16 protein-coding genes are annotated in these 24,534 nt (G+C 72.8%); 8 read left to right on the top strand and 8 right to left on the bottom strand.

Going from position 1 to position 24,534, the window contains the following annotated elements:
- Positions 1 to 38: 38 nt before the first annotated feature.
- Positions 39 to 848, bottom strand: coding sequence for an SGNH/GDSL hydrolase family protein (locus SCWH03_RS15890; RefSeq protein ID WP_173264894.1), 810 nt, complete (start codon positions 846 to 848; stop codon positions 39 to 41).
- Positions 849 to 1,644: 796 nt separating this feature from the next.
- Between SCWH03_RS15890 and SCWH03_RS15895 the strand changes: the two genes are divergently transcribed.
- The 4 genes from SCWH03_RS15895 to SCWH03_RS15910 all read left to right on the top strand — a co-directional run bounded on the left by SCWH03_RS15895 (position 1,645) and on the right by SCWH03_RS15910 (position 5,601).
- Entirely contained in the window at positions 1,645 to 2,520 is an 876-nt protein-coding gene (locus tag SCWH03_RS15895) for a glycosyltransferase family 2 protein (protein WP_173264895.1), read from the top strand.
- Positions 2,517 to 3,542, top strand: coding sequence for a glycosyltransferase family 2 protein (locus SCWH03_RS15900; protein WP_173264896.1), 1,026 nt, complete (start codon positions 2,517 to 2,519; stop codon positions 3,540 to 3,542). The genes SCWH03_RS15895 and SCWH03_RS15900 overlap by 4 nt, the downstream gene beginning before the upstream one ends.
- Positions 3,539 to 4,330, top strand: a complete 792-nt coding sequence (locus SCWH03_RS15905; RefSeq protein WP_173264897.1) for a polysaccharide deacetylase family protein — start codon at positions 3,539 to 3,541, stop codon at positions 4,328 to 4,330. Before SCWH03_RS15900 ends, SCWH03_RS15905 begins: the two co-directional genes overlap by 4 nt.
- Before the next feature lie 176 nt (positions 4,331 to 4,506).
- The gene (locus tag SCWH03_RS15910) at positions 4,507 to 5,601 is read left to right on the top strand and encodes a DUF5925 domain-containing protein (protein WP_173264898.1); all 1,095 of its coding nucleotides are present in this window, start codon (positions 4,507 to 4,509) and stop codon (positions 5,599 to 5,601) included.
- Positions 5,602 to 5,676: 75 nt separating this feature from the next.
- On the opposite strand, the gene SCWH03_RS15915 is transcribed toward SCWH03_RS15910, so the two are convergent.
- Positions 5,677 to 6,051: a GntR family transcriptional regulator gene (locus SCWH03_RS15915; protein WP_173264899.1), complete on the bottom strand. Its 375-nt coding sequence runs from the start codon at positions 6,049 to 6,051 to the stop codon at positions 5,677 to 5,679.
- 101 nt (positions 6,052 to 6,152) lie between these two features.
- On the opposite strand from SCWH03_RS15915, the gene SCWH03_RS15920 reads away from it, so the two are divergent.
- Complete coding sequence (locus tag SCWH03_RS15920) at positions 6,153 to 7,076, top strand: GNAT family N-acetyltransferase (RefSeq protein WP_173264900.1); 924 nt, start codon at positions 6,153 to 6,155, stop codon at positions 7,074 to 7,076.
- The gene (locus SCWH03_RS15925) at positions 7,057 to 7,545 is read left to right on the top strand and encodes a ribonuclease FAU-1 family protein (protein WP_173264901.1); all 489 of its coding nucleotides are present in this window, start codon (positions 7,057 to 7,059) and stop codon (positions 7,543 to 7,545) included. Before SCWH03_RS15920 ends, SCWH03_RS15925 begins: the two co-directional genes overlap by 20 nt.
- On the opposite strand, the gene SCWH03_RS15930 is transcribed toward SCWH03_RS15925, so the two are convergent.
- The 4 genes from SCWH03_RS15930 to SCWH03_RS15950 form a co-directional block, all read right to left on the bottom strand.
- Positions 7,526 to 8,788 carry a methyltransferase domain-containing protein gene (locus SCWH03_RS15930; protein ID WP_173264902.1) on the bottom strand — a complete coding sequence of 421 codons (1,263 nt, stop codon included), beginning with the start codon at positions 8,786 to 8,788 and terminating at the stop codon, positions 7,526 to 7,528. The two genes, SCWH03_RS15925 and SCWH03_RS15930, sit on opposite strands and share 20 nt — an antisense overlap.
- A gap of 450 nt (positions 8,789 to 9,238) precedes the next feature.
- Positions 9,239 to 10,096: an esterase/lipase family protein gene (locus SCWH03_RS15940; RefSeq protein ID WP_173264903.1), complete on the bottom strand. Its 858-nt coding sequence runs from the start codon at positions 10,094 to 10,096 to the stop codon at positions 9,239 to 9,241.
- 346 nt (positions 10,097 to 10,442) lie between these two features.
- The gene (locus SCWH03_RS15945; RefSeq protein ID WP_173264904.1) at positions 10,443 to 11,399 is read right to left on the bottom strand and encodes a DNA polymerase Y family protein; all 957 of its coding nucleotides are present in this window, start codon (positions 11,397 to 11,399) and stop codon (positions 10,443 to 10,445) included.
- Positions 11,400 to 11,620: 221 nt separating this feature from the next.
- Complete coding sequence (locus SCWH03_RS15950; RefSeq protein WP_173264905.1) at positions 11,621 to 15,340, bottom strand: DNA polymerase III subunit alpha; 3,720 nt, start codon at positions 15,338 to 15,340, stop codon at positions 11,621 to 11,623.
- A gap of 384 nt (positions 15,341 to 15,724) precedes the next feature.
- On the opposite strand from SCWH03_RS15950, the gene SCWH03_RS15955 reads away from it, so the two are divergent.
- Both SCWH03_RS15955 and SCWH03_RS15960 read left to right on the top strand, forming a co-directional pair.
- On the top strand, positions 15,725 to 16,879 hold the full coding sequence (locus SCWH03_RS15955) for an AI-2E family transporter (RefSeq protein ID WP_254076783.1): 1,155 nt from the start codon (positions 15,725 to 15,727) through the stop codon (positions 16,877 to 16,879).
- Between the two features lie 1,021 nt (positions 16,880 to 17,900).
- Entirely contained in the window at positions 17,901 to 18,800 is a 900-nt protein-coding gene (locus tag SCWH03_RS15960; RefSeq protein ID WP_216854753.1) for an alpha/beta fold hydrolase, read from the top strand.
- A 371-nt stretch (positions 18,801 to 19,171) separates the two neighbouring features.
- Here the strand turns inward: SCWH03_RS15960 and fxsT are convergent, their stop codons facing one another.
- The gene (gene fxsT / locus SCWH03_RS15965; RefSeq protein ID WP_173264907.1) at positions 19,172 to 23,104 is read right to left on the bottom strand and encodes an FxSxx-COOH system tetratricopeptide repeat protein; all 3,933 of its coding nucleotides are present in this window, start codon (positions 23,102 to 23,104) and stop codon (positions 19,172 to 19,174) included.
- Positions 23,088 to 24,449 carry an FxsC protein gene (gene fsxC / locus SCWH03_RS15970; RefSeq protein ID WP_254076784.1) on the bottom strand — a complete coding sequence of 454 codons (1,362 nt, stop codon included), beginning with the start codon at positions 24,447 to 24,449 and terminating at the stop codon, positions 23,088 to 23,090. The genes fxsT and fsxC overlap by 17 nt, the downstream gene beginning before the upstream one ends.
- Positions 24,450 to 24,534: the final 85 nt, after the last annotated feature.

The following is a 24,534-nucleotide window of genomic DNA, read 5'->3' on the forward strand; positions in this document are numbered from 1 at the left end:
CGTTGGTCCGGTGCTTTCAGCCGGGTCGGTCCGGTCCGTCAGGCGGCCGACCGGAACGGCGGCAGATAGCCCCCGGACTGCCCGGAGGCCGTCGGGTGGTACGACTCGCCGATGTTCAGCCAGTTGATGCTGTGCAGCCATGAGGCACCCGAGCAGATCTCGTGCCCGGTGAAGGTCGGCACGACGTCGGCGAAGGTGAAGCCGTGGTCGGCGACCCGTTTGGCGATGGCCGCGTTGAGGTGGTCTGCTCCGCCGTTGATCGCTGCGCGCTCCCGCTCGGTGAGTCCGGTGATGCAGCTGCCGTTGAGCTTGTAGAAGCGGGGATACCCGAGGACGACGACCCGGGCGGACGGCGCCTTGGAGCTGATGGTCGAGTACACCGAGTCGAGCCGGGAGGGGAGGGTCGAGTCCACGAAGCGCTTGGCCTCCTCGACCCGGGCGACGCAGGTGCTCTCGGACTGCAGCACACAGGTCGTCATCACGTCGGCGAAGCCCGCGTCGTTGCCGCCGATGGTGAGGGACACCAGGTCGGTGCCCGCGTGGAGGGGGGCGAGCTGGCTCGCCAGGACGTCACCCGTACGCGCGCCCGCGCAGGCGGTGAAGGCGAACGACGAGGGTGCGTTGGCGGACGCCCAGAGGGCGGGGTAGGCCCGGTTGGTGCGCTTGCACGAGCCGCTGCTGCTCAGGTACGCGCCGGCACCGAGGCCGGAGGAGTACGAGTCGCCGAGGGCCACGTAGTCGACCGCGGCCGCGGATCGCGCGGCATGGGCCTGAGCGGTGCCGGTGAGGGCGAGGACGGCGCCGAGGAGGAGTGCGGACGAGAGTGCCGCGATGCGGGACAGTTTCATGGAACCTCCCATGAGCAGGATCTCTGCCCAACTGTCGTAGCACGCACCCCGGTTGGCCGGAAGTGTTCATGCCAAGAATAATGCGGGCAGGCAACGGGGGCGTCACGCGGTCGTTCCTGACGGCCCACCGGAGACGGCGGGCAGGACAGAGCCCAGCATTGCGGCAACGCGCCGTACGCACCGACAAACACGCCGACGGAGATGCCGAGGCGGGCGTTCCCCGACGAACGGCGCGCCCCCGGCGGACACCGGCCGGGCCCCCCGCGCCGGTGACCACGGAAGCGGCGCTCGGGGCACTCGTGTCAGTCCGCGCACGGCGTACGCGCCGCCCCCAGGGCGGCGGGACAGTGCCGTGCGCCCCCTGTCCGCCACCGGCACGCCACAGCCGTCACTGCGATGAATTCCCGCCCCTCGAATACCGCATTGCGTGGCAGTTCCGCGCATTCCAGAATCCGACGGCGGAAAAAGCAGAAAAATGCGCCCTATGGCCAGGTCTTGTCATATAGTCCTCATCATCAATACCGTCGTACATCCACCCGCAACGGGCCGGCAAAGGCGACTCCTGGGGAGGGGTCTGACGTCGCGACGGTCCGGGGCGGGGCGCGGTAGGGGGGTGCCGCGCTCGGCCGCACCTGTGCCGAGTCGCGTACCGCGCGGCCGGCCGTGCAGGCCGGCCCGGCCTGCACGGAGATCCATGCCGTGACGGCCGGGGTGAGAGCAACCCCCCTTTCGAACCGGACACTCATCCGGACCGCCCGGGGGCGGGCGGTCCACCGGACGAGAGGGAAACCGACTCATGAGCTCGTTCCTGCGCCCGGCGGCCCCGGGTCCGCACGACGCGCCGGCCCTGGCCGATGCGCCCGCACCGGCCGCGGCGTCCACAGCCACCGCCGCGCCCGGCCGGATACCGGCCCCGTACCGTCCGATCTCCTCCCACCTCGCCATCACCCCGCCGGTCAGCGTCGTGATCCCGGCGATGAACGAGGCCGAGAACCTCCCGCACGTCTTCGGGACCCTTCCCGAGTGGATCCATGAAGTCGTGCTCGTCGACGGCAACTCCACGGACGCCACCGTGGACGTCGCCCGCGGGCTGCGGCCCGACGTCAAGGTCGTCAAACAAGTCGGCAAGGGGAAGGGGGACGCGCTGATCAGCGGTTTCGCGGCCTGCACCGGCGACATCATCGTCATGGTCGACGCGGACGGGTCGGCGGACGGCCAGGAGATCGTGAGCTATGTGTCCGCACTGGTCGGCGGTGCCGACTTCGCCAAGGGTTCGCGCTTCGCCAACGGCGGCGGAACCGACGACATGACGCCGATCCGCAAGCTCGGCAACCGGGTCCTGTGCGGCATCGTGAACGCCAAGTTCGGCGCCCGCTACACGGACCTCTGCTACGGCTACAACGCCTTCTGGCGCCACTGCCTGGAGAGCATCACCCTGGACTGCACCGGCTTCGAGATCGAGACCCTGATGAACATCCGAGTCGTCAAGGCGGGACTGCGGGTCCAGGAGGTCCCCAGCCACGAGTATCTGCGCATCCACGGCGTCAGCAACCTCAGCGCCGTCCGCGACGGACTGCGGGTGCTCAGGGTGATCCTCAGGGAGAAGGGCGTCCGCCGCGCCGCCCGAACCGGGCCGGCCACCCTCAACACCCCCCGAAAGGACGTGCCGTGAGCCATCCGGCGTTCTCCGTGGTGATCTGCGTCTACACCGGGGACCGCTGGACGGACATCCTCGCCGCCGTGGACTCGGTGCGCCGGCAGTCGCTTCCGGCGCTGGAAACACTGCTGGTGGTCGACCACAACCCCCGGCTGCTCGGGCGGCTCACCGAGGAGTTCACGCCCGGCCGGGAGGCACCGTCACCCGGAGAGGAGGTGCGGGTGCTCGCGAACGCGGGCCCCCGCGGCCTCTCCGCCGGCCGCAACACCGGTGTCGCCGCGGCCCTCGGCGAGTTCGTGGCCTTCCTCGACGACGACGCCGTGGCCGAACGCGACTGGCTGCGGCACCTGGCCGATGGCTACGGCGACCCGCGGGTGATGGCCGTCGGCGGCAGAACCCTGCCGGTCTGGGCGTCGGGCCGCCGGCCGCTGTGGTTCCCCGAGGAGTTCGACTGGGTCGTCGGATGCACCTACCGCGGGCTGCCGCCCGGCCGCGTCGCGGTCCGCAACGTCCTCGGCGGCAACGCGTCCTTCCGCCGCACCGCCTTCGATGCCGCCGGCGGGTTCGCCACCGGCATCGGAAGGGACGGCGGCAGACGGCCCTTGGGCTGCGAGGAGACCGAACTCTGCATCCGGCTCCAACGGGCCCTCCCGGACGCGGTGCTGCTGATCGACGACCGTGCCGTCATCCACCACAAGGTCCCCGCGGCCAGGGAGACCTTCCGCTACTTCCGCAGCCGCAGCTACGCCGAGGGGCTGTCCAAGGCCCTGGTCTCGCGCAGCGTCGGCAGCGGCAAGGGCCTTCAGACCGAGCGGCGCTACGCCACCCGCGTGCTCCCGGCGGGCGTGCTCCGGGGGCTGCGGGACGCCCTGCGCGGCCGCCCCGGCGGAGCCGGCCGCGCAGGGGCCATCGCCGTCGGCGTGACCGCGGCAGCCGCCGGGTACACCGTGGCGCGGGCCCGGACCCGCCCCGGGGTAGCGCTCTCGTACGGCCCGGTCACCGCGCACACCCCGCGCCTGGAAGGCGGTATCCGTTGAACGACGAGGCCGTCCCCGTTCTCATGTACCACGCGGTGGCGCACCGGCCCGCGCCGGCCGCGCACCGGCTGTCCGTGACGCCGGAGGCGTTCGCCGAACAGATGGAGCTGCTCGGCGGACTCGGGTTCACCCCGGTCACCACCGCACGACTCGGCCGGGCCTGGCGGCACGGGGAACCGCTGCCGCCGCGGCCGGTGCTGATCACCTTCGACGACGGCTACGAAGGGGTGCACCGGCACGCCCTTCCGGTACTCGACAAGCTGGGCTTCGCATCGACGCTGTTCGTGTCGACCGGCTGGCTGCGGGGCCCGTACCACGAGGGCGGCGCGCCCGACACCATGCTGGACTGGGGGCAGGTGCGGGAACTCGCGGCGGCGGGCACGGAGATCGGCGGACACTCGCACACCCATCCGCAGCTGGACCAGCTGGACGACGGCCCGCTCCGATCCGAGGCACTGCGCTGCAAGGAGATCATCACCGCCGAACTGGGCACCGCTCCGGTCTCGTTCGCCTACCCCTACGGCTACTCCAGCCGGCGGGTCCGCCGGGTGGTGCGTGCGGCGGGTTTCGCACAGTCACTGGCGGTGGGGAACGCCCTGGCCCGCCGGCGGCAGGGACCGTACGCCCTGGAGCGGTTGACCGTGCGGCGCTCCACCGGCGCAGGGGAGTTCGAACGGCTCGTCGAGGGCCGGGGCGTGGCCCGCGGCTTCGCCCTGGACCGGATCCTCACCCAGGGGTACGCCGTCCTGCGCCGTACCAGGAGGGCGGCCCGGTCGCTGCGCGGCTGAGTGCCGCGTAGGCGGGGCGGGAACGGGGGCGCCGGGGGCGCGCGGAGACCGGCCGCAGCCGGGAGTCCGCCAGGGACGCGAACCCGGCGGCGCCAGGGGCGCGCGAGGACCGGGAAGACCGGGGGCACGGCCCAAAAGGCCGTGCACCGGCAGCCGAGGTGCCCGATCATGGCGCCATGACCGCCACGCCTGAGCACGCTCTGCCGATCCGGCTCAACGTCGACGACAGCGACTCGCCGTCGGATGTCGTCGACGCGCTGTTCCTCGGCCGCTTCGCGGCGGGCGAGCAGCCCTTCTCGCACAGTTCGACGATCGACCGGGTCAAGCCCGGCGCCACACTGCTGCCGCCGGGCGCCCGGGTGCTGCGCGCCGCGCGCGACGACGACCGGAGCGCGACGCTCGCCGAAGGCGACGGCTGGACCCTGCTGGTCTCCCGGTGGAACCGCGGTGCGGACATCACGGTCACCGCGGTCAGCTCCGAACTCGCCGAGCACGTCCACCGGCAGGCGACCGACGGAGTCCGGGACGAACCGGAGCCGCAGCCCGACAACGTGACCATGGGCTTCTGGTACGTCTCCCCGCGCCGCGGCCCGCACCGCACCACCCGCCAGATCAGCGCCGGCACCTGGGACGAGATCCGGCCCAACTACACCGCCCCGGTGGCCCAGGCGATGGACCGGCTGATGAAGGTGACGCCGGACGACATCGCGGGCCGGCTGCTCCTGCTGCACGGTCCGCCGGGCACGGGGAAGACCTCCGCGCTGCGGACGCTGGCCCGCTCCTGGCGCGACTGGTGCCAGGTGGACTGCGTCCTGGACCCCGAGCGGCTGTTCAACGACGTCGGCTATCTGATGGACATCGCGATCGGCGAGGACGAGGGCACGGCCAGGGAACGCTGGCGGCTGCTGCTCCTGGAGGACTGCGACGAGCTGATCCGCGGCGAGGCCCGGCACGCCGCGGGCCAGGCCCTGTCCCGGCTGCTGAACCTGACGGACGGGCTGCTCGGCCAGGGCCGGAACGTCCTCGTGGGCGTCACCACCAACGAGGACCTGGAACGGCTGCACCCCGCGGTCGTCCGGCCGGGCCGCTGCCTCGCGCGGATCGAGGTGGGCCCGCTCACCCGCGAGGAGGCCGTGTCCTGGCTGGGCACGGAGCAGGGGGTCGGCCGCGAGGGCGCGACGCTCGCGGAGCTGTACGCCCTGCGGCGGGGGACGGCGCCGGCGTCCGTGCCGTCCCAGCACCAGGGGGCGGACGCCGGTCTCTACCTCTGAGGTCGGCCCTCGCCCGGCCCCGGACCGGACCGGGTCCATGCGGGCACGCACCAGACGACGGCACCGGACCTGGGGTCACCCGCCGTAGCTGGCGCGCAGCGCGTCCCGCACCGCAGAGAGCGCGTCGGCGCTGGACAGGCCGAGGCGGTGGACCTGTTCCGCGTACGCCTGGGCGGCCGCCGCTGCCTGACGCTCGGCGGCGTCGCCGGCCGCCGCGACGAACGTGCCGTTTCGGCCCCGGGTTTCGATCACTCCGTCTCCCTCGAGCGCGCGGTACGCCTTGGCGACGGTGTTGGCGGCGAGGCCGAGTTCCTCCGCGAGTCCCCGCACGGTGGGCAGCTTGTAGCCGACGGGGAGCGCGCCCGAGCGGGCCTGGGCCGAGATCTGGGAGCGGAGCTGCTCGTAGGGAGCGGGGGCCGCGTCCGTGTCGATGACGATGTGCAGGGTCACCGGTCGATTGTCCCCCACGTCCCCCGCTCCCGGGCACGCAGATGCGGTCGTCCGGGAAATCGAGAGGCGGACACGGGGGCGCACACGTAGCGTGCCTCGCTATGACTGTGATCGTCCGCGCCTTCCGCGCGCCGGGAGACGCCGAAGCCGTCGCCCGGGTCCGCCACGCCGCACTTCCGTTCCTGCCCGTCACCCCCGAGGCCCTGGTGTTCGAGGGGGAGCATGCGCATCCGAACTCCCGCTACCGGCCGCTGGTCGCCGAGGAGGACGGGGAGGTCATCGGCACGGCGAGGGTGGGGCTCGCCCACGACAGCCCCGAACCGGGGGACGCGTACGCGAACGTCTATGTGCACCCCGAGCGCCGCGGGCGGGGCGCGGGCAGTGCCGTCGTGCACGCCGCCGAGGAGTACCTGGCCGGTGCCGGCGCCACCCGGATATACACCTGGGTGCTGGACGAGCCCGGGCACCGTGCCTTCGCCGAGCGGCACGGCTACCGGGCCGGACGCACCGCGCACTTCCTCCGCCTCGATCTGGCCGGCGGGACGCTGCCGCCGCTGCGGACCCCGCCGGACGGGGTGCGGATCGTGCCGGCATCCGACTTCGCCGGCGACCCCCGGCCCCTCTTCGAGCTGGACGCCGCCGCGTCGGCGGACGAACCGGGCGATGTGCCGACCGAGTTGACCGACTACGGCCACTGGCTCGACGAGACCTGGGGTCATCCGATGCTCAGCCGGCACCTGACCTCGGTCGCCGTCGCGGACGGACGCCCGGTGGCCTTCAGCGCGGCCCGCACGGACGGCGCGACCCGCTACTGGACCGCCATGACCGGCACCCTCCGGGAGTACCGTGGCCGCGGGCTGGCCAAGCTGGTGAAGAACGACTCGCTGCACCGGGCGCGGGACGCCGGGTGCAGCGAAGCGTTCACCGGCAACGACGCGGGCAACGCCCCGATGCTCGCCGTCAACGAGTGGTTCGGCTACGAGATCTGCGCGACGGAGGTGCGCCATGTCCGCACGCTGGGGTGATTCCCGGGTCGATGTCACCCTGGTCAAGGCCGGTCGTACGAAGATCCGCTATCCGGCGGTGGTCGTCGCCGACGACGGCACCCGGATCACCGTCCGGGCGCCGTGGGCGGGTGACGATGTGAAGGACTTCGGGTTCGTCCGCTTCGCACCGGGCGACGTCTTCACCGAGTACTACTGGCGCGACCGCTGGTACGCCGTCAAGGAGGTCCGGGCGGGAGACGGGACGCTGAAGGGCTGGTACACGGACATCACCCGGCCCGCCCGGGTGTCCGGGGGCGAGCTGGTGGTGGAGGACCTGGACCTGTGGGTGTCGGCCGACGGCGCCCTGGTCGTGCGGCTGGACGAGGACGAGTTCGCCGCGAGCGGTCTCACCGAGCGGGACCCCCGGGCGGCCGAGGAGGCCGAGACCGCCCTGGACGCCCTGGAACTCCTCGCCCGGCAGGGCCGGTTCACCCGACTGCTGGACTGACATCCGTCATCGGCAGCGGCACGGCACGGTCCGGGACGGCCGGGTCGTGGCCCACCGGGTCGTCGTCCTCGTGCCAGTGGAGGACGAACCGCTCACCCCTGCGGTACGCCGCGAACCCGGCCCTGCCGTACGCGACCATGTCCTCGGGCAGCGACGCCAGCGGATGCCAGGCCATCTCGGAGCACTTGTGCGGTTCCCGGTTGCAGGGCTCACCGCCCTTCCCGTGGACCGCCTCGAAGAACCAGCCGGTGCGCGGTGCGCCGCCCGGCCCCCGGTGCTGCATGACCAGCGCGACGCGCAGATCCTCCGGCGCCAACTCGACACCGGTCTCCTCGAACGCCTCGCGCACCATGGCCTCGCGCACGTCCTCCCCGTCCTCCACGTGCCCCGACGGGGCGTGCCACAGTCCGTCCGCGTAGCCGGTACCGGCCCGGCGGGCGAGCAGCACGTCACCGCCGCGCCGCAGGACGAGGTGAACGTCGACGACCTCGCTGTGCCGGACCGAGGCCGGATCGGCGACGGCGTCGGCGGTCTCGGGGCCGGACTGATCGGCGGCCGTGCCGGTGGGCTCGTGACCGCTCTCAGCAGCGGTCCCAGCAGGGGTGCCAGCAGCGGTCGCACCGGCCGCTGCGCCGTGCGGGACCGGCCCCGTCCTGGCCACCAGGGCGTAGCGCTCGTCGTGCACCGGTCGGCCCCAGAGCCCGGGCACATCCGACAACCGCTCATGGTCGAGCCGGTGGCTCAGCGGCCCGAGGGCATCGATCAGCCGGGTGGCGGGCAGCCCCTGGCCGCCCCACACCCCCTCGACCAGCACCAGCCGCCCGCCCGGGCGCAACAGCGACACCCAGTGGGCGAGCACCGCCTCGGGATCGGGCAGCGCCCACAGCACATGGCGGGCGAGCGCGACGTCGAAACGCCGGCCCCCGACCGGAGGCCGCTCGGCGGGTCCCGTCAGCACTTCGGCTGTCGTGCCGGCGAGTTTGCGGCGAGCGGCGTCCGCCATCCGCGGCGAGAGGTCTACGGCGGTCACCCGGTGGCCCTGCTCGGCGGCGAGCAGGGCGAGGCTGCCCGTGCCGCATCCGAGGTCGAGCACATCGGAGGGATGCGGCGGCAGCCAGTGCCGCATCCGTTCCGCCCAGGCGCGGCGGATCCCGGCGTCGCGCAGCCCGTGGTCGGGCTCCTCGTCGAAGGTGTCCGCGGCGGCGTCCCAGTCGATCCCGTCGTTCCGGTCGATCGTCGTCATGGTTCCGATCCTGGCAGCAGCCACTGACAACGAGGGGCCGGCGAGGGGCAGCGCCGCCGCGCGGGCACGGAGCGGCGTCCGCCCCGGCCGTCGCACACGGGTGGATGACGGATCCGGTGAGCCGGGTGTCCGCGTGTTGCGCCGAGGGGCTGGAGAGCCCGAAGTCCGCCGCATGCAAGGGGTGCGCGCGTCCACGCGCCGCAGGGCCGGCCGCTGAGCCGAAGCGCAGGAGTCGTACGGGCGAGGGTGCCGCAGGTGAGCGAACGCGGCGGCACCCTCGCAGCGTCCGGGCCCACGAAGGGGACGGACCCGATGGATCTGATGGATCTGATGGATCTGATGCCCACGACGGGATCGCTCGCGCCGCGGCCCAGCACCGGACGGCCCTGGCGTGCCTGCCGTCAGGGCGTCCGGTGCGGGTCGCCGGCCCGTGAACCACGGGCCGTCAGATCATTTGAAGACCGACGCGCAGGTCGTCTTGGTGGCCTTCGCGGGATCGAGTGCGTTGGTCACCTCGTGGAAGGCGATCCGGTCGAACAGGCCGATGGCCACGTGTTCCGAGAAGTCGAGGGCGCACAGGTCCTGCACCGTCACGTTCTTCACGTTGGGCCCGTCGAGGAACGACGACCGCCAGGGGGTGATGACCTCGTCGTACTTGGTGGCGATGACGGTGTACTGGACGCCGGGGACGGTGTCGCCTCCCTCGTTCAGCTTGGTGAGGAACGGGGAGCCGGCGATCTGGTCGGCGAAGGCGGGCGTCGCGGAATTGAGCAGGTGCTCGGCGGCCGGGAAGTACTTGAGCAGGCCGGTGAGCCCGTGGAGGGTCGTGCCGTGGTTGGACGGGGCGAGCCCGACGAGGGCGTTCACCTCGTCGGCGCCACCGAGGAACTTGAGGTAGTAGCGCGGCATCATGCCGCCCTGCGAGTGACCGACGAGGTCCACCTCGTCGGCTCCGGTGGCGGCCAGGACGCGGTCGACGTAGCCGTCGAGTTCCTCGGCGGACTCCTCGACGGGGCCGAGCCCGTGGAAGAAGGGGACGCCCGGGAGCTTGCCGTAGTCGAGCGAGAAGACGCAGTAGCCGCGCTTGACGAGGTACGGCGCGAGACCGAGCCAGTTGTCGACGGAGTTCCCGAGGGTTCCGTGGACGAGGACCACCGGGCGGGGATGGGCGGTAGAGGGCTTGCAGGACCAGTTGTTCCAGCCACTCGACGGGGCGGCTGCGTGGGCGGTGGCGGCCGGCGCGAGGCCGATCCCCACCGCCAGCAGGGCGGCGGTCAGCGGTCTGAGGGCACGCTTCCAGGACAGCATGGTGCGATCTCCTTGCGGCTCAAGGGAAATGCGGGATTGGCGTGGGGGCGCGAGATCTATCCGGGTAGACGGGGATGTGAGAGGTGAGGCGGGGATGTGGGGGATGGTGCGGGGATGTGGGGAGTGATGCGGAAGTGGGGTGGTGCGGGGGTGATGTGGGGGTGGGGGAATGCGGGAAGTGCGGGGGGATGCGGGGATTCATCCTGTGGCCCGGACCACAGGAAGAGCGCGCTCATGCCAACGTACGCATGGGTAACTAAGGCTGGGAAGTTACGCGTTGGTAAAAACTGAAATAGCATCAAGCCGTGTGATCACGTGGTTACCCACGGAAACACAGAGGTGGGGCTTATGCGGCGAGAGAGCCTGGAATGACCGCCCGGGGGCCGTACTTCGCCCGCGCCCGGTCGGCGACCGCCTCCAGCCGGCGCGCTTTGTCATCGGCGGAGTCGAAGGTGAGCTGATGCGCGGCCCGTTCGGCCGGGACCAGCCCCTCCGCCCGCAGCGCCAGAGCACGCACCCGGGCGCGCTGCAGACCGAGCACGTCCAGGAGCCGGTACGCGGCACCGGTGAGCGACACGGAGTGCGCGGTCGGCTCGGACAGGACCCGGGTCCTGGTGGTCGTGGTGCGGTCCGCGTAGCGCACGGTGAGTGTCAGGGAACGGCATACCTGGCCGTCGCGGCGCATCCTCGCCCCCAGTTCCCCCGCGAGCGAGAGCAGTGCGCGGCGGTGCCTGTCACGGTCCAGCTCGTCCCGGGGAAAGGCGCGTTCGCCCGCGACGGAGCGGGCCGCCGCATTGGGGACGACCCGGGTCCGGTCGATACCGCGGGCCTTCTCGTGCACCTCCCGGCCCGTGCGCACGCCGAGGATCCGCTGGAGTACGGCGAGAGGGGCGGCGGCGAGCCGGTCGACGGTGTCGAGCCCGTAGCCGCAGAGGATGCGGGCCGTCGCGGGGCCGACGCCGTGCAGCGCGGCGACCGGGCGGCCGGCGAGGAACTCCGCCGCGCCCTCCACCACCAGGGTCGTACCGGAGCCGGCCTCCAGCGCCGCCATCCTGGCGAGCAGCGGGTTGGGCCCGGCGCCGATCACGCAGTCGACGCCGTACAGGGCGAGGGCCCGCACCCGTATCAGCGCGGCGAGCCCGGCTGCGTCCCGGCCGAAGTACCGCAGCGCACCGCTCACATCGGCGAGCGCGGCGTCCCGGCCGACCGCCTCCACCACCGGGGTGACCGCGCCGAGCATTCCGAGCAGCCCCGCGAAGGCGGCACCGTCCGGCGCCTCTTCCCCGGCGCCGCGGAAGCGCACGCAGAGGACGGTCGGCGCGTTCGCGCCCCCGGCGGGGGTGTCCGCTCCCCCGGCCGAGGCGTCCGGCGCATCCGCTGTATACGGTGCGGAAGGCACGGGTGGTGCGGACGGCGCGGACCCGGACGACATGTGAGGCGCATAGGGCACATAGGGCGCGGACACGCCCGCACCGCCCGACGCGCCGTCGCCTCGCGGCGGAACCGCGTTCCCCTGCCCGCTCGTCATCCCGCACTCCCCGGGCTCCGGTGCCACAGCTTCCTCGCCGGGGCCGCCCCTTCGCCCGCGGGGCGCAGATCGGCCCAGGCGTTCATCTCGTACCCGGTGGACAGCCGGATGCGGCGACCGCCCCCGGCCTGGGCACCGGACGCATCCGCACCCCCGCCGCCTCCCCTTCCGCCCCCTATACCCCTTTCACCCCTTTCACCCCCGCTGCCCCTTCCCCCATCTCCCCCGCTTCCGCCCTCTCCGGCTTGCGCGCCCACCGCGGCAAGCCGCTCGGCCACCGCGTCCAGACCGCCCACACGCCGGAGTTCGATCAGGTCCGCGAGGTTCCAGGCGGCGGAACCGACCACACTGAGGCTGCGCGGCCCCCGCCGCTGGACCACGCCCCGCACCAGCAGCAGCCAGGAATGGAAGACGGTGTGGGCGCACGCTTCGTGGCTGTCGTCGAAGAAGGCGAGGTCGACCAGGCCCGTACCGTCGTCCAGGGTGGTGAAGATGACCCGCCGCCCAGAGCGGATCGGCGGTGTCTGGGTGGCCGCCTTGGCTCCGGCGACCAGTACCGTCGCGCCGTGCTCCGCCTCGCGCAGCAGCTTCGCGGGGATCGCGCCGAGTTCGCCGAGGAAGACGTGGTGGTCCGCCATCAGATGGCGGGACGCGTCCATGCCGAGGACGCCCAGCTCTGCACTGAGCCGCTCGGCCTCGTTGAGGTCGGGCAGTCCGATGGAAGCGGTCCTGCGGCCGCCGTCGAGCGGGAGCTGCCCGCCGTGGCCGCCATGGCCACCGCGGGAGACCGCACTCCGCTGGGCGCGGTGCAGTTCGGCGATGTGCAGCAGCAGATCGCGCCGGTTGGCGCCGAACTCGTCCAGCGCGCCGACCTGCGCCAGCCGCTCCGCGGCCGGTCGTCCGGGGCGAGCCCGCTCCCAGAAGTCCAGCAGCGAGGAGTACGGCTGCGCTTCCTCGATCCGCTCCGCTTCCGCCTCGCCGATGCCGTGGACATCGGAGAACGCCAGCCGCAGCCCCCAGGTCACAGACTCTCCGCCGGCGGGCTCCCCGTCACCGGAACCCCCACCATCAGACACCAGTTCGATGCGATGGGCGACCGCCGACCGGTTCACATCGAGCGGGAGCACCGGCACCCCCCGCCGCCGGGCGTCCGCCAGCAGCAGCCGCTTCGGGTACATCCCGGGGTCGTGTGTGAGCAGCCCCGCGTAGAAGGCCGCCGGATGGTGCGCCTTGAGCCACGCCGACTGGTAGGTCGGTACGGCGAAGGCGACGGCGTGCGCCTTGCAGAAGCCGTACGAGCCGAACGCCTCGATGATCTCCCAGGTCCGCGCGATCACCTCGGCCGTGTACCCCCTTCGCTCCGCCCGTTCGGCGAACCACGCCCTGATCCGCTCCTGCGACCCGGGGTCGGAGAGCCCGCGCCGCACCCGGTCGGCCTCGTCCCGGCCGCAGCCGGTCATGATGTCCACCATCTCGATGATCTGCTCGTGGAAGACGACGACGCCGTATGTCTCCGCCAGCGGACCGGCCAGATCGGGGTGCGGGAAGCGGACCGGCACCCGCCCGTGCCGCGCCTGGATGAACGGCCGCACCATGTCCGCCGCGACCGGTCCGGGCCGGAACAGCGAGATGTCCACGACCAGGTCGTGGAAGTTCGCGGGTTGCAGCCGGCCGACGAGGTCGCGCTGTCCCGGGGACTCGATCTGGAAGCAGCCCAGTGTCTCGGCCGAGCGGATGAGCCCGTACGTCGCCGGATCGCCGGGCGGCACCTGGGCGGGGTCGTCCAGATCGATCCGCCGGCCCGTGGTCCGTTCGATCTCGGCGACGGCGTGCGCCATGGCGGACTGCATCCGTACGCCGAGCACATCGAGTTTGAGCAGCCCGAGATCCTCGACGTCCTCCTTGTCGAACTGCGACATCGGGAAGGGGGAACCACCCGCGCCAGCGGTGCCGTGGGGGATCTCACCGCTGGTCGGCACCACGGGGGTGCGCCGCAGCAGCGAGGAGTCGGAGATGAGCACCCCGCACGGGTGCATGGCGACACCGCGCGGCAGCGCGTCCAGGCTCTCGACCAGCTCCCACAGTCTCCGGTGGCCGCCCCTCTCCTTGGCCACCTCGCGCAGTTCGGGCAGCTCTTCCATGGCCGCGCGGGCGTCACGGGCGCGGATGTGCGGAAACGCCTTGGCCAGCCGGTCGATCTCGGCCGGGTCCATGCTCAGCGCGGCGCCCACGTCCCGGATCGCGTGCCGCACCCGGTAGGTCTCGGGCATGGCGACGGCCGCGACCCGCTCCTCGCCGAAGCGGTCGAGGATCGCGCGGTAGACCTCCAGCCGGCGGGCGGACTCCACATCGATGTCGATGTCGGGCAGCACGAACCGGCGCCTGGACAGGAAGCGCTCCATGAGCAGGTGCTGCTCGACCGGGTCGGCCTGTGCGATGCCGAGGAGGTGGTTCACGAGCGATCCGGCGCCGGAGCCCCGGGCGGCGACCCTGATGCCCATCCCCCGCACGTCGTGAACGACCTGGGCGACCGTCAGGAAGTAGGTGGCGTTGCCGTGGAAGGCGATGACGTCCAGCTCCGCGTGCATCCGCTCCCAGTAGGCGCGGGCCCGCGCCGGGGGCAGCCGGTCGTAGCCGCGCAGCACCATACCGGCCGCGGCTCGAGAGGCGAGGACGCGCTGGGCGCCGCGCCCGGCGGCCCCCACGAGATGCGGCTCCGGGTAGTAGGCGTATCCCATCCCCAGATCGCGCTCGGGGTCGACGCGGCACTCGGCGGCGGTCTCCTCGGTGGCGGCGAGCAGCCGGTGCGCCGCGTCGCGGCGCCATCCGGCCGCCTCGGCGATCCGCTCGGCCGCGCGGGCCATGCCGTCCGCGCCCTTGAGCCAGCGCTCGCCGCTGTCGAGCCCCCGGGCGGGGTCGACGGGGACGAGTCTGCGGGCCGCGTCGAGGACATCGGCGACGGGGCCCTGGCCGGGATCGGCGTAGCGCACGGCGTTGCTGAGGACGGCCCGCACCCCCTGCTCGGCGGCGAAGCCCGCGGTGCGGGCGGCGAGACGGAGCGAACCGGGGCCCGTACCCCCGGTCCCGTGGTGCACGGCTTCGAGGCGGAGTCCGTCGCCGTACCGCTCCCGCCAGGGCACAAGCAGCCGGGCGGCCCGGTCGGGACGCCCCTGGGCGAGGGCCCTGCCCACCCCGGAGTCCGGGCCGAGCAGCACGATGAGCCCGTCGCCTCCGGTGGCCCCGGTGGCCCCGCCGGCTCCGGTGACTCCGCCGGCTCCGTCCAGGAAGTCCCGGCCGAGGAGCGGCCGGGACCCACCGGCGGCGTGGGCCGCGGTGATCAGCCGGCACAGCTCCGCCCAGCCCGCGGCGCCGTCGCGGGCGAGGAAGGTGACACGGGGCGCGGACTCGTCGATGAAGGCACCGCCCCGCACCGGGGTGCGCCGGCGTTCGACGCGGGCGGCAGGGCCGGCGGCCCGTACGCCCCGCTCGTTCACGGCCCGCTCCCGGACGGCGAGCTCCGCTCCGAAGATCGGGCGGATGCCCGCCCGGGCGCAGGCCTTGGCGAAGCGGACCGCGCCCGCGACGGTGTCGCGGTCGGTCAGGGCAAGGGCGCCCATCCCCCGCTCGGCGGCGCGCTCGGCCAGCCGTTCCGGATGCGAGGCCCCGTACCGCACGGAGAAGCCGGACACGGTGTGCAGATGCGTGAAACCGGGCATCCGCACCTCCTTGGTCAATCCGCTCCCACTTCCCCCCTCTCACCACCACCATAGACCAAGTTTCGAACGTTCGTGCGACACCCGTCCCGGGTAGGCCCTGCCGCGCTCCCGGCCCGCCGACCGGCCGTGTACCGGCCCGTCCGCCCCCGGCGGACGGGCCCCGGGCAGCGCCGTTTCCCCCGAGACCGCTGGGCGAAGACGGCGAAGACGGCGGAGACGGCGGAGACGGCGGAGCCAGGAGCGACGGCCGCAACGGACACCGCAGACGCGACAGACGCGACAGACATGACGGAGACTCCGGGCCGGGATGGCTCCCCCTGCCTTCGGGCGAATGAGGACCCGCGCGCGTTGACCCCGCGCCCGCCGGTGGTACCAGTCCGGGCGATGCCCACACGATCCGCCCACCCGCGGTACCGGTTCCGCGCGGCGCGCGGCGGCGCGCGCGATGACGCGCGCCCCGCGCCCGGTACCCCGCCCGTCGCCGGCACCGCGGTGGCACCCGCCCTGCGGGCGGCCGCCGCCTACGCCTGGCGGCTGCTGGTGGTCGGCGCCCTGGTCTACGCCGTCTTCTCGATCCTCGGGCGGTTCCACGAGATCGGCGTGGCCCTCTTCCTCGGTCTCGTCGGCTCGGCGATGCTCCGGCCGCTGGTCGATCTGCTGGCCCGCCGGCTGCCGCGGCCGCTCGCGGTGGCCATCGCGCTGATCGGCAGCATCAGCCTCGCCCTCGGCGTACTGGCCCTGGTCGGGGAGACCGTCGCCGGTGAGCAGGCCGTGCTGCAGCACGAGTTCGGCGCCGGGATCGAGCGCATCGAACGCTGGCTGGAGCAACCGCCGTTCCGGCTCAACCCGGAGGCGCTCAACGACCTCCAGTCACGGATCGGCCGGTTCCTCTCCAGCCATCGGTCCACGCTGATCAGTACGGCCATCAGCGGCGCGGCCCGGCTGGTGGAGGTGCTGACGACGCTGGCGCTCGGGCTGTTCTGCGCGGTGTTCTTCCTGCACTCGGGCGAGGGGCACTGGCGCTGGATCTGCGCCCAGCTGCCGCTCTCCGCCCGGGACCGGGTGTCGGCCGCGGGCCACGCCGCATGGCGCACCTTCACCGGATACACCCACGGCATCGTCCTGGTGGCCGCGACCAACTCCGTCCTGGTCGGCCTGGCGCTGTACGCACTCGGCGTACCCCTCGCCGTGCCGCTGGCCCTGCTGGAGTTCTTCGCCGCGTTCGTCCCGCTCATCGGCTCACCCATCGCGCTCGCCATCGCCGCCGTCGTGGCACTGGCCACCAAAGGCCCGGTCGTCGCCGCGATCGTCCTGGCGCTGATCGTGGTCATCGGCCAGCTCGAGGCGCATGTACTGCATCCGCTCGTGCTGAGCTGGGCCGTACGGCTGCATCCGCTCGTCGTGGCCATCTCCGTCGTCACGGGGGCGATCGCCGCCGGGGTGATCGGCGCGGTGGTGGCCGTACCGCTCGTGTCGGTCATCTGGTCGGTGCGCCAGGCACTGCGCCCCCGGAACGGCCGGGACCCGGCCCGCCCCTGAGAGAACGCACCGGCCACGAACCGGCCACGCACCGGCCGCAGACCGGCCCCGCCGGACACTGCCACACCAGGCGACGCCCCCCGGTACCGCACCACCCGGTACCGCACCACGCACGCACCGCTGTGCCCGATGTCGCATGCCGGCTTCTGCTCGCCGACGGCACTCCGCCGGGCCGCTGCCGCCGGAAGGCCGCTCCAGCAGACGGTCCCACCCGGAGAGCCGCCGCTGTCGCCGGCCCGGCGCGGACCTTCGTCCGGAACAGGCCGTCGACGCCCTGGCCGTCGCGCCGACGATCCGGCGGTCGCCGCCCACACGGTGGCGGGGGCGGTGGCCCGGTCACCGGGGGTCCGCCGGGCCGTCCTCGGCGCCGCCGGCACGTGGCAGACGCCGGCACGTGGCAGACGCCGGCCGGCGCCGGCCGCGCGCAGCCGCCCGGGCTGCCACCGGGCATCGTGCGAGGTTTCCGGCCGCAGAGGCGGAGGGCATCGCACCCTGACCGCGGACCGGCCCGTCGCCGGGGGTTCGCAGTCCGGAAGACGGCGCCGGCCGCCACGAGAGCGTCGAGGGCTCCGGCCCCCACCGCCGCGCGCCTTCCGGGTACGCGCCGATGCGTGACGCGGTGCCTGCCGCGGGGACGCGAACGGGGACGTGGGGTACCCGGAAGCGGAGGGGAGGGCGCCCGCTGCTCCGACACGCGCCGGTAGTGCACAAGGTCGACTCCAGGACGCGCGCAAGCACGACGACGCGCCCTCTGCTTCTTCACGCCCCCGTCCGCGCAGGTCGGTTCCGTTAGCGAACATCCCGCACCACCGGCCCTTGGGCAGCATATAAGGACTAGTCCTGTCCGGATCCTCACATCGGACGGGCTCATTGGGGACTTACGCCCCTCTCGCTCCGACGGGTAATCATCAAGGGGGCGGGGAAGGCCAGGACGATACCGCCGCATACGGCATACACACGGGACACTCAGGGAATGTGCGGCATCTCCGGATTCACGGGGCCCAGGCAAAGGAGGCGGCGGGTGCGGCGTCGGGTGCGCGCGTCGGACGGGCGGCATCTGATGGTGGAGCGCTTGGGGGATCCGCGAGGCAGACCGGTCTTCCTGCTGCACGGCACTCCGGGCAGCCGCCTCGGACCCGCGCCGCGCGGCATGGTGCTGTACCAGCGGGGGATGCAGCTGATCGCCTACGACCGGCCGGGATACGGCGGTTCGGACCGGCTGGCCGGCCGCAGCGTGGCGGATGTGGCCGCGGACGTGAGGACGATCGCCGACGCGCTGGGCCTGGACCGGTTCGCGGTGGTGGGGCGCTCCGGCGGCGCACCCCACGCCCTGGCCTGTGCGGCGCTGCTGCCCGACCGGGTCACCAGGGCCGCGGCGCTGGTGACGCTCGCGCCGCGGGACGCGGACGGGCTGGATTGGTTCGAGGGCATGGCCGCGTCGAACGTTCTCGAGTACACACGGGCCTCGGTCGACCCGGACGGGCTTACGGAGCGGTTCATCATGCGCTCGGCGGAGATCCGGCGCGACCCGGTCCGGCTCCTGGACGACCTGCGCAGGGACCTCACCGATGCGGACCGGATGGTCGTCGCGGATGCCGGCGTGCGGTCGATGCTGCTGCGCAACTACCAGGAGGCGCTGCGCACCTCGGCGTACGGCTGGATCGACGACGCCCTCGCCTTCTGCGGCCCCTGGGGGTTCGATCCCGCCGGCATCACCGCGCCCGTGATGCTGTGGCACGGCGAGAAGGACAGGTTCTCCCCCGTCAGCCACTCCCGCTGGCTGGCGCAGCGCATCCCGGGGGTGAAGACCGTGCTGGAACCGACCGCGGCCCACTTCGACGCGCTGCACGCACTGCCCGCGATCCTCACCTGGCTGCTGGAGGACCACCCGGAGGACACCCGGAGGACACCCGGGGGGTGAGCGGCTGAAACGGTCCCGACTCCCCGGACACCCGCCCAGCCAGCGGTGCAGCCGACCACGCCCCCGAACGCCCGCCACGCCACCAGATCGCCGGATCGCCGGCCGCAGCCGCCGAGCCCCCGCTCCCCGCCCCAGGAGCCCGCGGACCACCAGCCGCGGACCGCGGGGAACCGCACTCCCAGCGCCCGCCCCGCCCTCGGGTGGGCGGAGCACGCCCCCGTTCCCTCCGCTCCCTCCGCCCCTGAGCGTGCCCGCCCTCCGGGACGAAGGAGCGGAGGGCGGCCCCGGAGCGGAGACAGCGACGGGAGCAGAGAGCACGCAAGGGGAGCAGAGGGAACAGAGGGAACAGAGACAGCAGAGGGCGTGAGCGGTCAGACGGCCAGCGGTTCCAGGTCGCGGTGGGTTCTGCGCTCGTCCCTGGCGATCCGGGTCAGTGCGTGGTCCTCCCCCAGCAGCCGCGCCAGTTCCTCCGCCGTCTCCGCCCGCAGGGCCGCCGCCTCGTCCTTGCGGCCCAGCGCGCCGAGGGTGACGGCGATGTTGGAGGAGACGGCGAGGACCTCGGGGTGGTGGGCGCCCAGGGCCTCGCGCAGCCTCATCACCGCCCGCCGCTCGGTCTCCAGCGCCGACTCCAGCTCGCCCAGGTCGGCACGGGCGTTGGCGAGGTTGACGGCGCAGAACAGCGTGTGCGGGTGGGCGGGGCCGAGGATGTCGGTCATCCGGCGGACGTTGGCCACCAGCAGGTGCTCGGCGGCCTCGGGCTCGCCGCAGCCCCACCGGTAGATCCCGAGGTTGTTGATCGCGGCCAGGGTGTAGGGGTGCTTCCCACCCGGCACCTTCGTGTACTGGTCGACGACCTCCTGGGCCATGTCCCGGGCCGCCACCGGTTCCCCTGCCGCGAACAGGTCGGCAGCCAGGTTCAGGTCGCAGGCGAGGGAGTCCGGGTTGGCCGAGGTGTACTTGGCGCGGTAGCGGCTGCGGGTGGCCGTCGTCAGCCGTCGGGCCTCCTCCAGCCGGCCGGCCCTCCGCAGGGACACCGCGAGGCTCTTGCCCGCCGCCAGGGTGCCGGGGAAGGCGCGGCCGAGAGTCCGCTTGTAGCTGTCGTAGGTGCGGCTGAGCAGGGAGGCGGAGTCCTCGTACCGGCCGACCTCGCGCAGGTCGCGGGCGAGCGAGCTGGCGGAGGAGAGCGTGTAGGGATGCTCGGGGCCGAGTACCTCGGTACGGCGGTCGAAGACGTCCTGGTCGATCTCGCGGGCCCGGGCGTACTGGCCGACCATCCGCAGGTTCAGCGCCAGGTTGTTGGCGGCGGCGAGCGTGCGCGGGTGGGACTCGTGGAAGATCTGGCTGAACCCCTCGTGCGCCTCGGTGGCCAGTTCCATGGCCCTGCTGTACTGGCCGAGGGTGCCGAGGTCCATCGCCAGCCCGCTGGTGGTCATGTACGTGTGCGGGTGCGACGGGCCGAGCACGGTGCGCTGGCGCTCCAGAGTGACCTCGTCCAGTTCCCTGGCCTCCGCGTAGCGGCCCTGCGAGCGGTAGATGTTGGAGAGGTGGAAGCGCAGGTAGAGGTACTGCAGGTCGTCGTTGCCGAGCTTCTGCCGCCAGGCCTCGCGCAGGTCGTCGCAGAGGGCTTCGGCGGCCTGCCAGTCACCGCGCTTCCAGAGGTAGCGCACCCGGTCGATGAGGAGCCGGCGGGTCTCGTGCTCCTCGCAGTGGCGGGCCTCGGAGGGGCCGAGATGCGGCCAGATGGTGTTGAACCGCGGCCAGGTCTCGGGGTTGTCGATCGGCTCGTCGTCGTCGGGACGGGCGCCGGCGAGGATGCGGTGGACGGCGTGCTGGGCGTCCCGCTGCTCCTCCTCGCCGAGCTGGGCGCGGATGACGGCCTGCACCAGCCGGTGCACCTGGATGGAGTTGGAGACCTGGTCGACCTTGGCGAGGGCGAACCGGCCGATCTCGCGGATGACGCGGCCGAGTACGAGCTTCTCCTGGAGGGAGGGGTCGTACGGCTTGAGCGCGTCGATCATCTCCTTGCTGTAGAGGAGGTTCGCCGAGATCGGCTCGGGGGCGAAGAAGGCGCAGAGCTGGAGCAGCCGCACCGCGGCCGGTGAGCGCTCCTTGAGGCGTTCGATGGAGACGTTCCAGGTCGCGGCCACCGGCTCCGGGTAGTTGGCGGGCTGGTTGAGCGCGAGGACCCGGGTCGCCTGCTGGGCGAGTTGCTCCAGGTAGGCGGCGACGGGCGTGGCGGTCTCGGCGATCCACGCCGCGGCCTGCTCGACGGCGAGTGGGAGGTCGCCGACGGCGGCGGCGACCTGTTCGGCGTCCTGCAGGGTGAGTCCGGGCGCGCGGCGCTGGAGGTGCTCGATGGACTCCTCGCGGAGGAAGACGTCGACGGGCAGGGCGTCACCGTACTGGGACCAGGTCTGGTTCCTCGAGGTGACGAGGATGTGGCCGCCGCTCGGGAAGAACCGCTTGAGCTGCTCGGGGTCGTCGGCGTTGTCGAAGACCAGCAGCCATCGGGAGGTCGGGACACCCCGCCTGAGCAGGTCGACCGCCTCCTGCGAGGCGGTGGCCATGTCCTCGCCGCCCTGGGCGCCGAGCCGGGTGGCGAGGTCGGCGAGTCCGGCGACGACGTCGGCGGTCTGCTCGGAGGAGATCCACCACACCAGGTCGTAGTCGGCCATGAAGCGGTGCACGTACTCCAGCGCGACCTGGGTCTTGCCGACGCCGCCGAGACCGTACAGCGTCTGGGGCTGCGGCAGCACGACGGCCATGCCGCCGCTGAGCTGGTCCCGCATCCGCTCCAGGACCAGGGACCGGCCGGTGAAGCCGGGGTTGCGGGCCGGCGCGTTCCAGATCTTCGGGACGGTGCCGGGGAAGCGCGGGCCGGGCGCGACCCCGTCGGTGAGCTGGACCGGACGGTCCAGCGCACGCAGCAGCGCGCCGGTGGCGTGCACCTCGTCGAGGCGGAAGAGGTCGACGGGGTTGCGGTCGATGTAGGGGGCGGTGAGGCGTACGTCGCCGACGCGCAGCGGCAGCAGATGGCGGCCGCGGCCCCCGCCGGGGTCCTCGGCCGCGGCCCGCTCCCACACCCGCACGGCGCGGGCCGACTTGAGGTAGGCGCTGGAGAGCAGCACGACGGTGCGGGCGGCGTTCTCGGGTGCGGGGAGGGCGGCGCCGTCCCCGGGCGGTTCCGCGGAGACGTCGCGCGGCACGACCCGGAAGCCGGCGCGGGTGAGGACGGACTCGATCCAGTCGGCCCACATCCGGTTCTCGGCGACGTAGCTGAGGAACAGGTCGGCGGGCAGCGCGGGCCTGCGGCGGGTGAAGACGTCCCTGATCCGCAGCCTGATCTCCTCGCCGACGGTGGGCATGGCGGTGACCTCGCCTTCGGTGATGACGGCGGTGAGCCGTTCGAAGGCGGAGAGCAGGGAGTTGGTGAGTCCGGCCTCGTCGCCGAAGGTGGCGAGGGTCTCCTCGTAGGCGTAGTAGGGGCGGTAGGGGATCTCCACCGCGCCCCAGTAGGCGGTGAGTTCCTCGCCGGACAGACCGGTGGGGAACCGGTCGAACTTCAGCCGGGCCAGGGCACGTCCGGCGTCGGCCTTCTCCTTCTCGCCCTCGTCGATGCGCATGGGGACGGGCAGGACGCGGATGCCGCGGCCGCCGTAGCGCTCGTCGATCTGGCGGGCGACGGCTGCGGCGCCGTCGATGGACTGGTCGCTGAGGGTGAAGCAGTCGACGAGGACGTCCGGGAGGTGGACGGTGCAGATGTCGGCGATGTCGCTGAGACCGGTGCGGCTGTCGATGAGGACGTAGTCGTAGTTGGCCTTCATGTCGTCGCGCAGTGCGTCGAAGAAGTGCCCGCCGCCGAGCCGGTCGTAGAAGTTGTCCCAGTCGAAGGTGGAGACGGTCGCCGAGTACTCGCGGTTCTGCCTGCCCGCCGAGACGAAGTCGAGGGTGCCGCCCTCGGGGAACTCCCAGCCGAGGCTCTCGGGCGCCAGGGAGACGGCGTGCGGCTGGATGCGCGCGTAGTCCCGGTGCCAGTCGTCGGAACGCTGCACGGGGCTGGTCGCGGCCCAGGCGTACTCGGTGATCAGGTCGATGACACCGGTGGTGGCACCGAGTGTGGACGGGTCGAGGAAGGGATGGAAGAAGCGGTGCAGGCCGGGCGCTTCGAGGTCCCAGTCGACGGCGAGGACCCGCTTGCCGTTGGCGGCGAGCACCCAGGCGGTGTTGGCCATGGCCATCGTCCGCCCGGTCCCCCCCTTGTAGGAGTAGAACGTGACGATGCGTCCGTCACGACTGGCTGTCATCCGAGTCCTCCGCATCCGGCGCATCCGGCGTATGGTCGAGCGTGTCGGGGATGTCGTGCGTGGTGGCATACTCGGCCGCCATGGGGCCGCGCAGCCTCGGACGTTCGGTGTGGCTGCCGCCGGCGGGCGGATAGGCCTGGGCATGGCGCAGGTACTGCTGGGCGGCGGCCTCCACCACCTGGGGGAGGATCTGGCCGAAGGCCTCCATGCTGGGTACACCGCGGGCGGCGGCGCGGCTGGCAGCCCGGCCCTGGCCCAGCTTGGTCGGCAGGGTCTGGGCGAGTCTGGCGCCGAGGACGCCCTCGGCGCCGCGGCTCTGGTGGTCGTCGCGGTTGAAGGGGACGACGACACTGACCCAGGGCCGGTTCTCGGCGTCGAAGGCGGCGAGCTGCTCGCGCCTTTCGTCGTCCTCCAGGGCCCAGCGGTCGACGATCAGCAGCTCCGGTCTGGTGGGGGCCTGCTTGCTGTCCAGGGGTGTGCTGTCATGGTCGAACGAGGCGATGGTGGCCTGGTAGTTGAGGGTCCGCACCAGATCGCGGGCGACGTAGGCGAGCGGCCGGTGCACATCCGGGTAGTAGGGGTTCCAGTCCTGCGGCAGGTCGCCGTAGTACTGCGGGTCGCGTCCCGGGGGGAGGTCGTGCAGGGTCGGGGCGGCCACGGTCACCTGGATGGGGCGGGGGCCGGTGCGGCGCGGGCCGTCGGGAGCCGGGGGCCCGAAGGCGCTGGGGGCCTCCCGGTAGTCGAGTGGTCTGCTGGGCCCGACGGCGGTGGTGTCCGCGACGCTGACGATGCGTTTGGCGAGTTCGTACACCGCCCGCTCGTACTCCTCGGCGAATATCCGCAGTTTGATCAGTCCGTAGAGCCCGTCGGTGACGTAGCGGTCGCCGAAGGCGCGGTGGTTGAACTGCAACCGCTCAGCCGGCCCTGGCAGTTGCTCGGGCGGCACCGGCACCCACAGGGCGGGCACGATGGCCTCGGCGGGCCGGTTGCTCTTGGCGTGGTGGAAGATCTCGCGCTGGGCGAAGGCGTACCACTCCTTGCCGCACATCTCGCTGGCGAAATAGCGGGGGGAGAACAGCGGCACGAAAACCCGGCAGATGGACAGCACTTCGGCGAGGCGTTCGGACCACCCCTCGCCGGAGCGTATCTCCCGGTCCATGAATCCCGCCTGCGCGCCGCCGGGGAGGTCCGTCATGGCCATCACATGGCCGCACAGGTCCCGGAAGAGCCGCTCCACCCACATGTCGGGATCCGGCACACCGGCACCGTCCCTCGGTGTGTGCGCATAGCTGAGGAAGAAGTACGGCCGATGGTCCGCCGCCCGCTGCTGCGATGACGCCTGCACACGCCCCCCGTCCCGTATGAACACCCGCACCCGGTGGTGATGAGGTGCGGGCGGTCCAATCATTGCGGAGCAGACGTTGCTCCAT

The sequence above is a fragment of the Streptomyces pacificus genome, assembly GCF_011766325.1.
Classification (GTDB): Bacteria; Actinomycetota; Actinomycetes; order Streptomycetales; family Streptomycetaceae; genus Streptomyces; species Streptomyces pacificus.

Bases quoted from the DNA above. Each gene is read 5' to 3' on its own strand.
- SCWH03_RS15890 (WP_173264894.1), bottom strand. From the start codon at position 848: ATGAAACTGTCCCGCATCGCGGCACTCTCGTCCGCACTCCTCCTCGGC.
- SCWH03_RS15895 (WP_173264895.1), top strand. From the start codon at position 1,645: ATGAGCTCGTTCCTGCGCCCGGCGGCCCCGGGTCCGCACGACGCGCCG.
- SCWH03_RS15910 (WP_173264898.1), top strand. From the start codon at position 4,507: ATGACCGCCACGCCTGAGCACGCTCTGCCGATCCGGCTCAACGTCGAC.
- SCWH03_RS15920 (WP_173264900.1), top strand. From the start codon at position 6,153: ATGACTGTGATCGTCCGCGCCTTCCGCGCGCCGGGAGACGCCGAAGCC.
- SCWH03_RS15925 (WP_173264901.1), top strand. From the start codon at position 7,057: ATGTCCGCACGCTGGGGTGATTCCCGGGTCGATGTCACCCTGGTCAAG.
- SCWH03_RS15930 (WP_173264902.1), bottom strand. From the start codon at position 8,788: ATGACGACGATCGACCGGAACGACGGGATCGACTGGGACGCCGCCGCG.
- SCWH03_RS15940 (WP_173264903.1), bottom strand. From the start codon at position 10,096: ATGCTGTCCTGGAAGCGTGCCCTCAGACCGCTGACCGCCGCCCTGCTG.
- SCWH03_RS15950 (WP_173264905.1), bottom strand. From the start codon at position 15,340: ATGCCCGGTTTCACGCATCTGCACACCGTGTCCGGCTTCTCCGTGCGG.
- SCWH03_RS15955 (WP_254076783.1), top strand. From the start codon at position 15,725: ATGCCCACACGATCCGCCCACCCGCGGTACCGGTTCCGCGCGGCGCGC.
- fxsT (WP_173264907.1), bottom strand. From the start codon at position 23,104: ATGACAGCCAGTCGTGACGGACGCATCGTCACGTTCTACTCCTACAAG.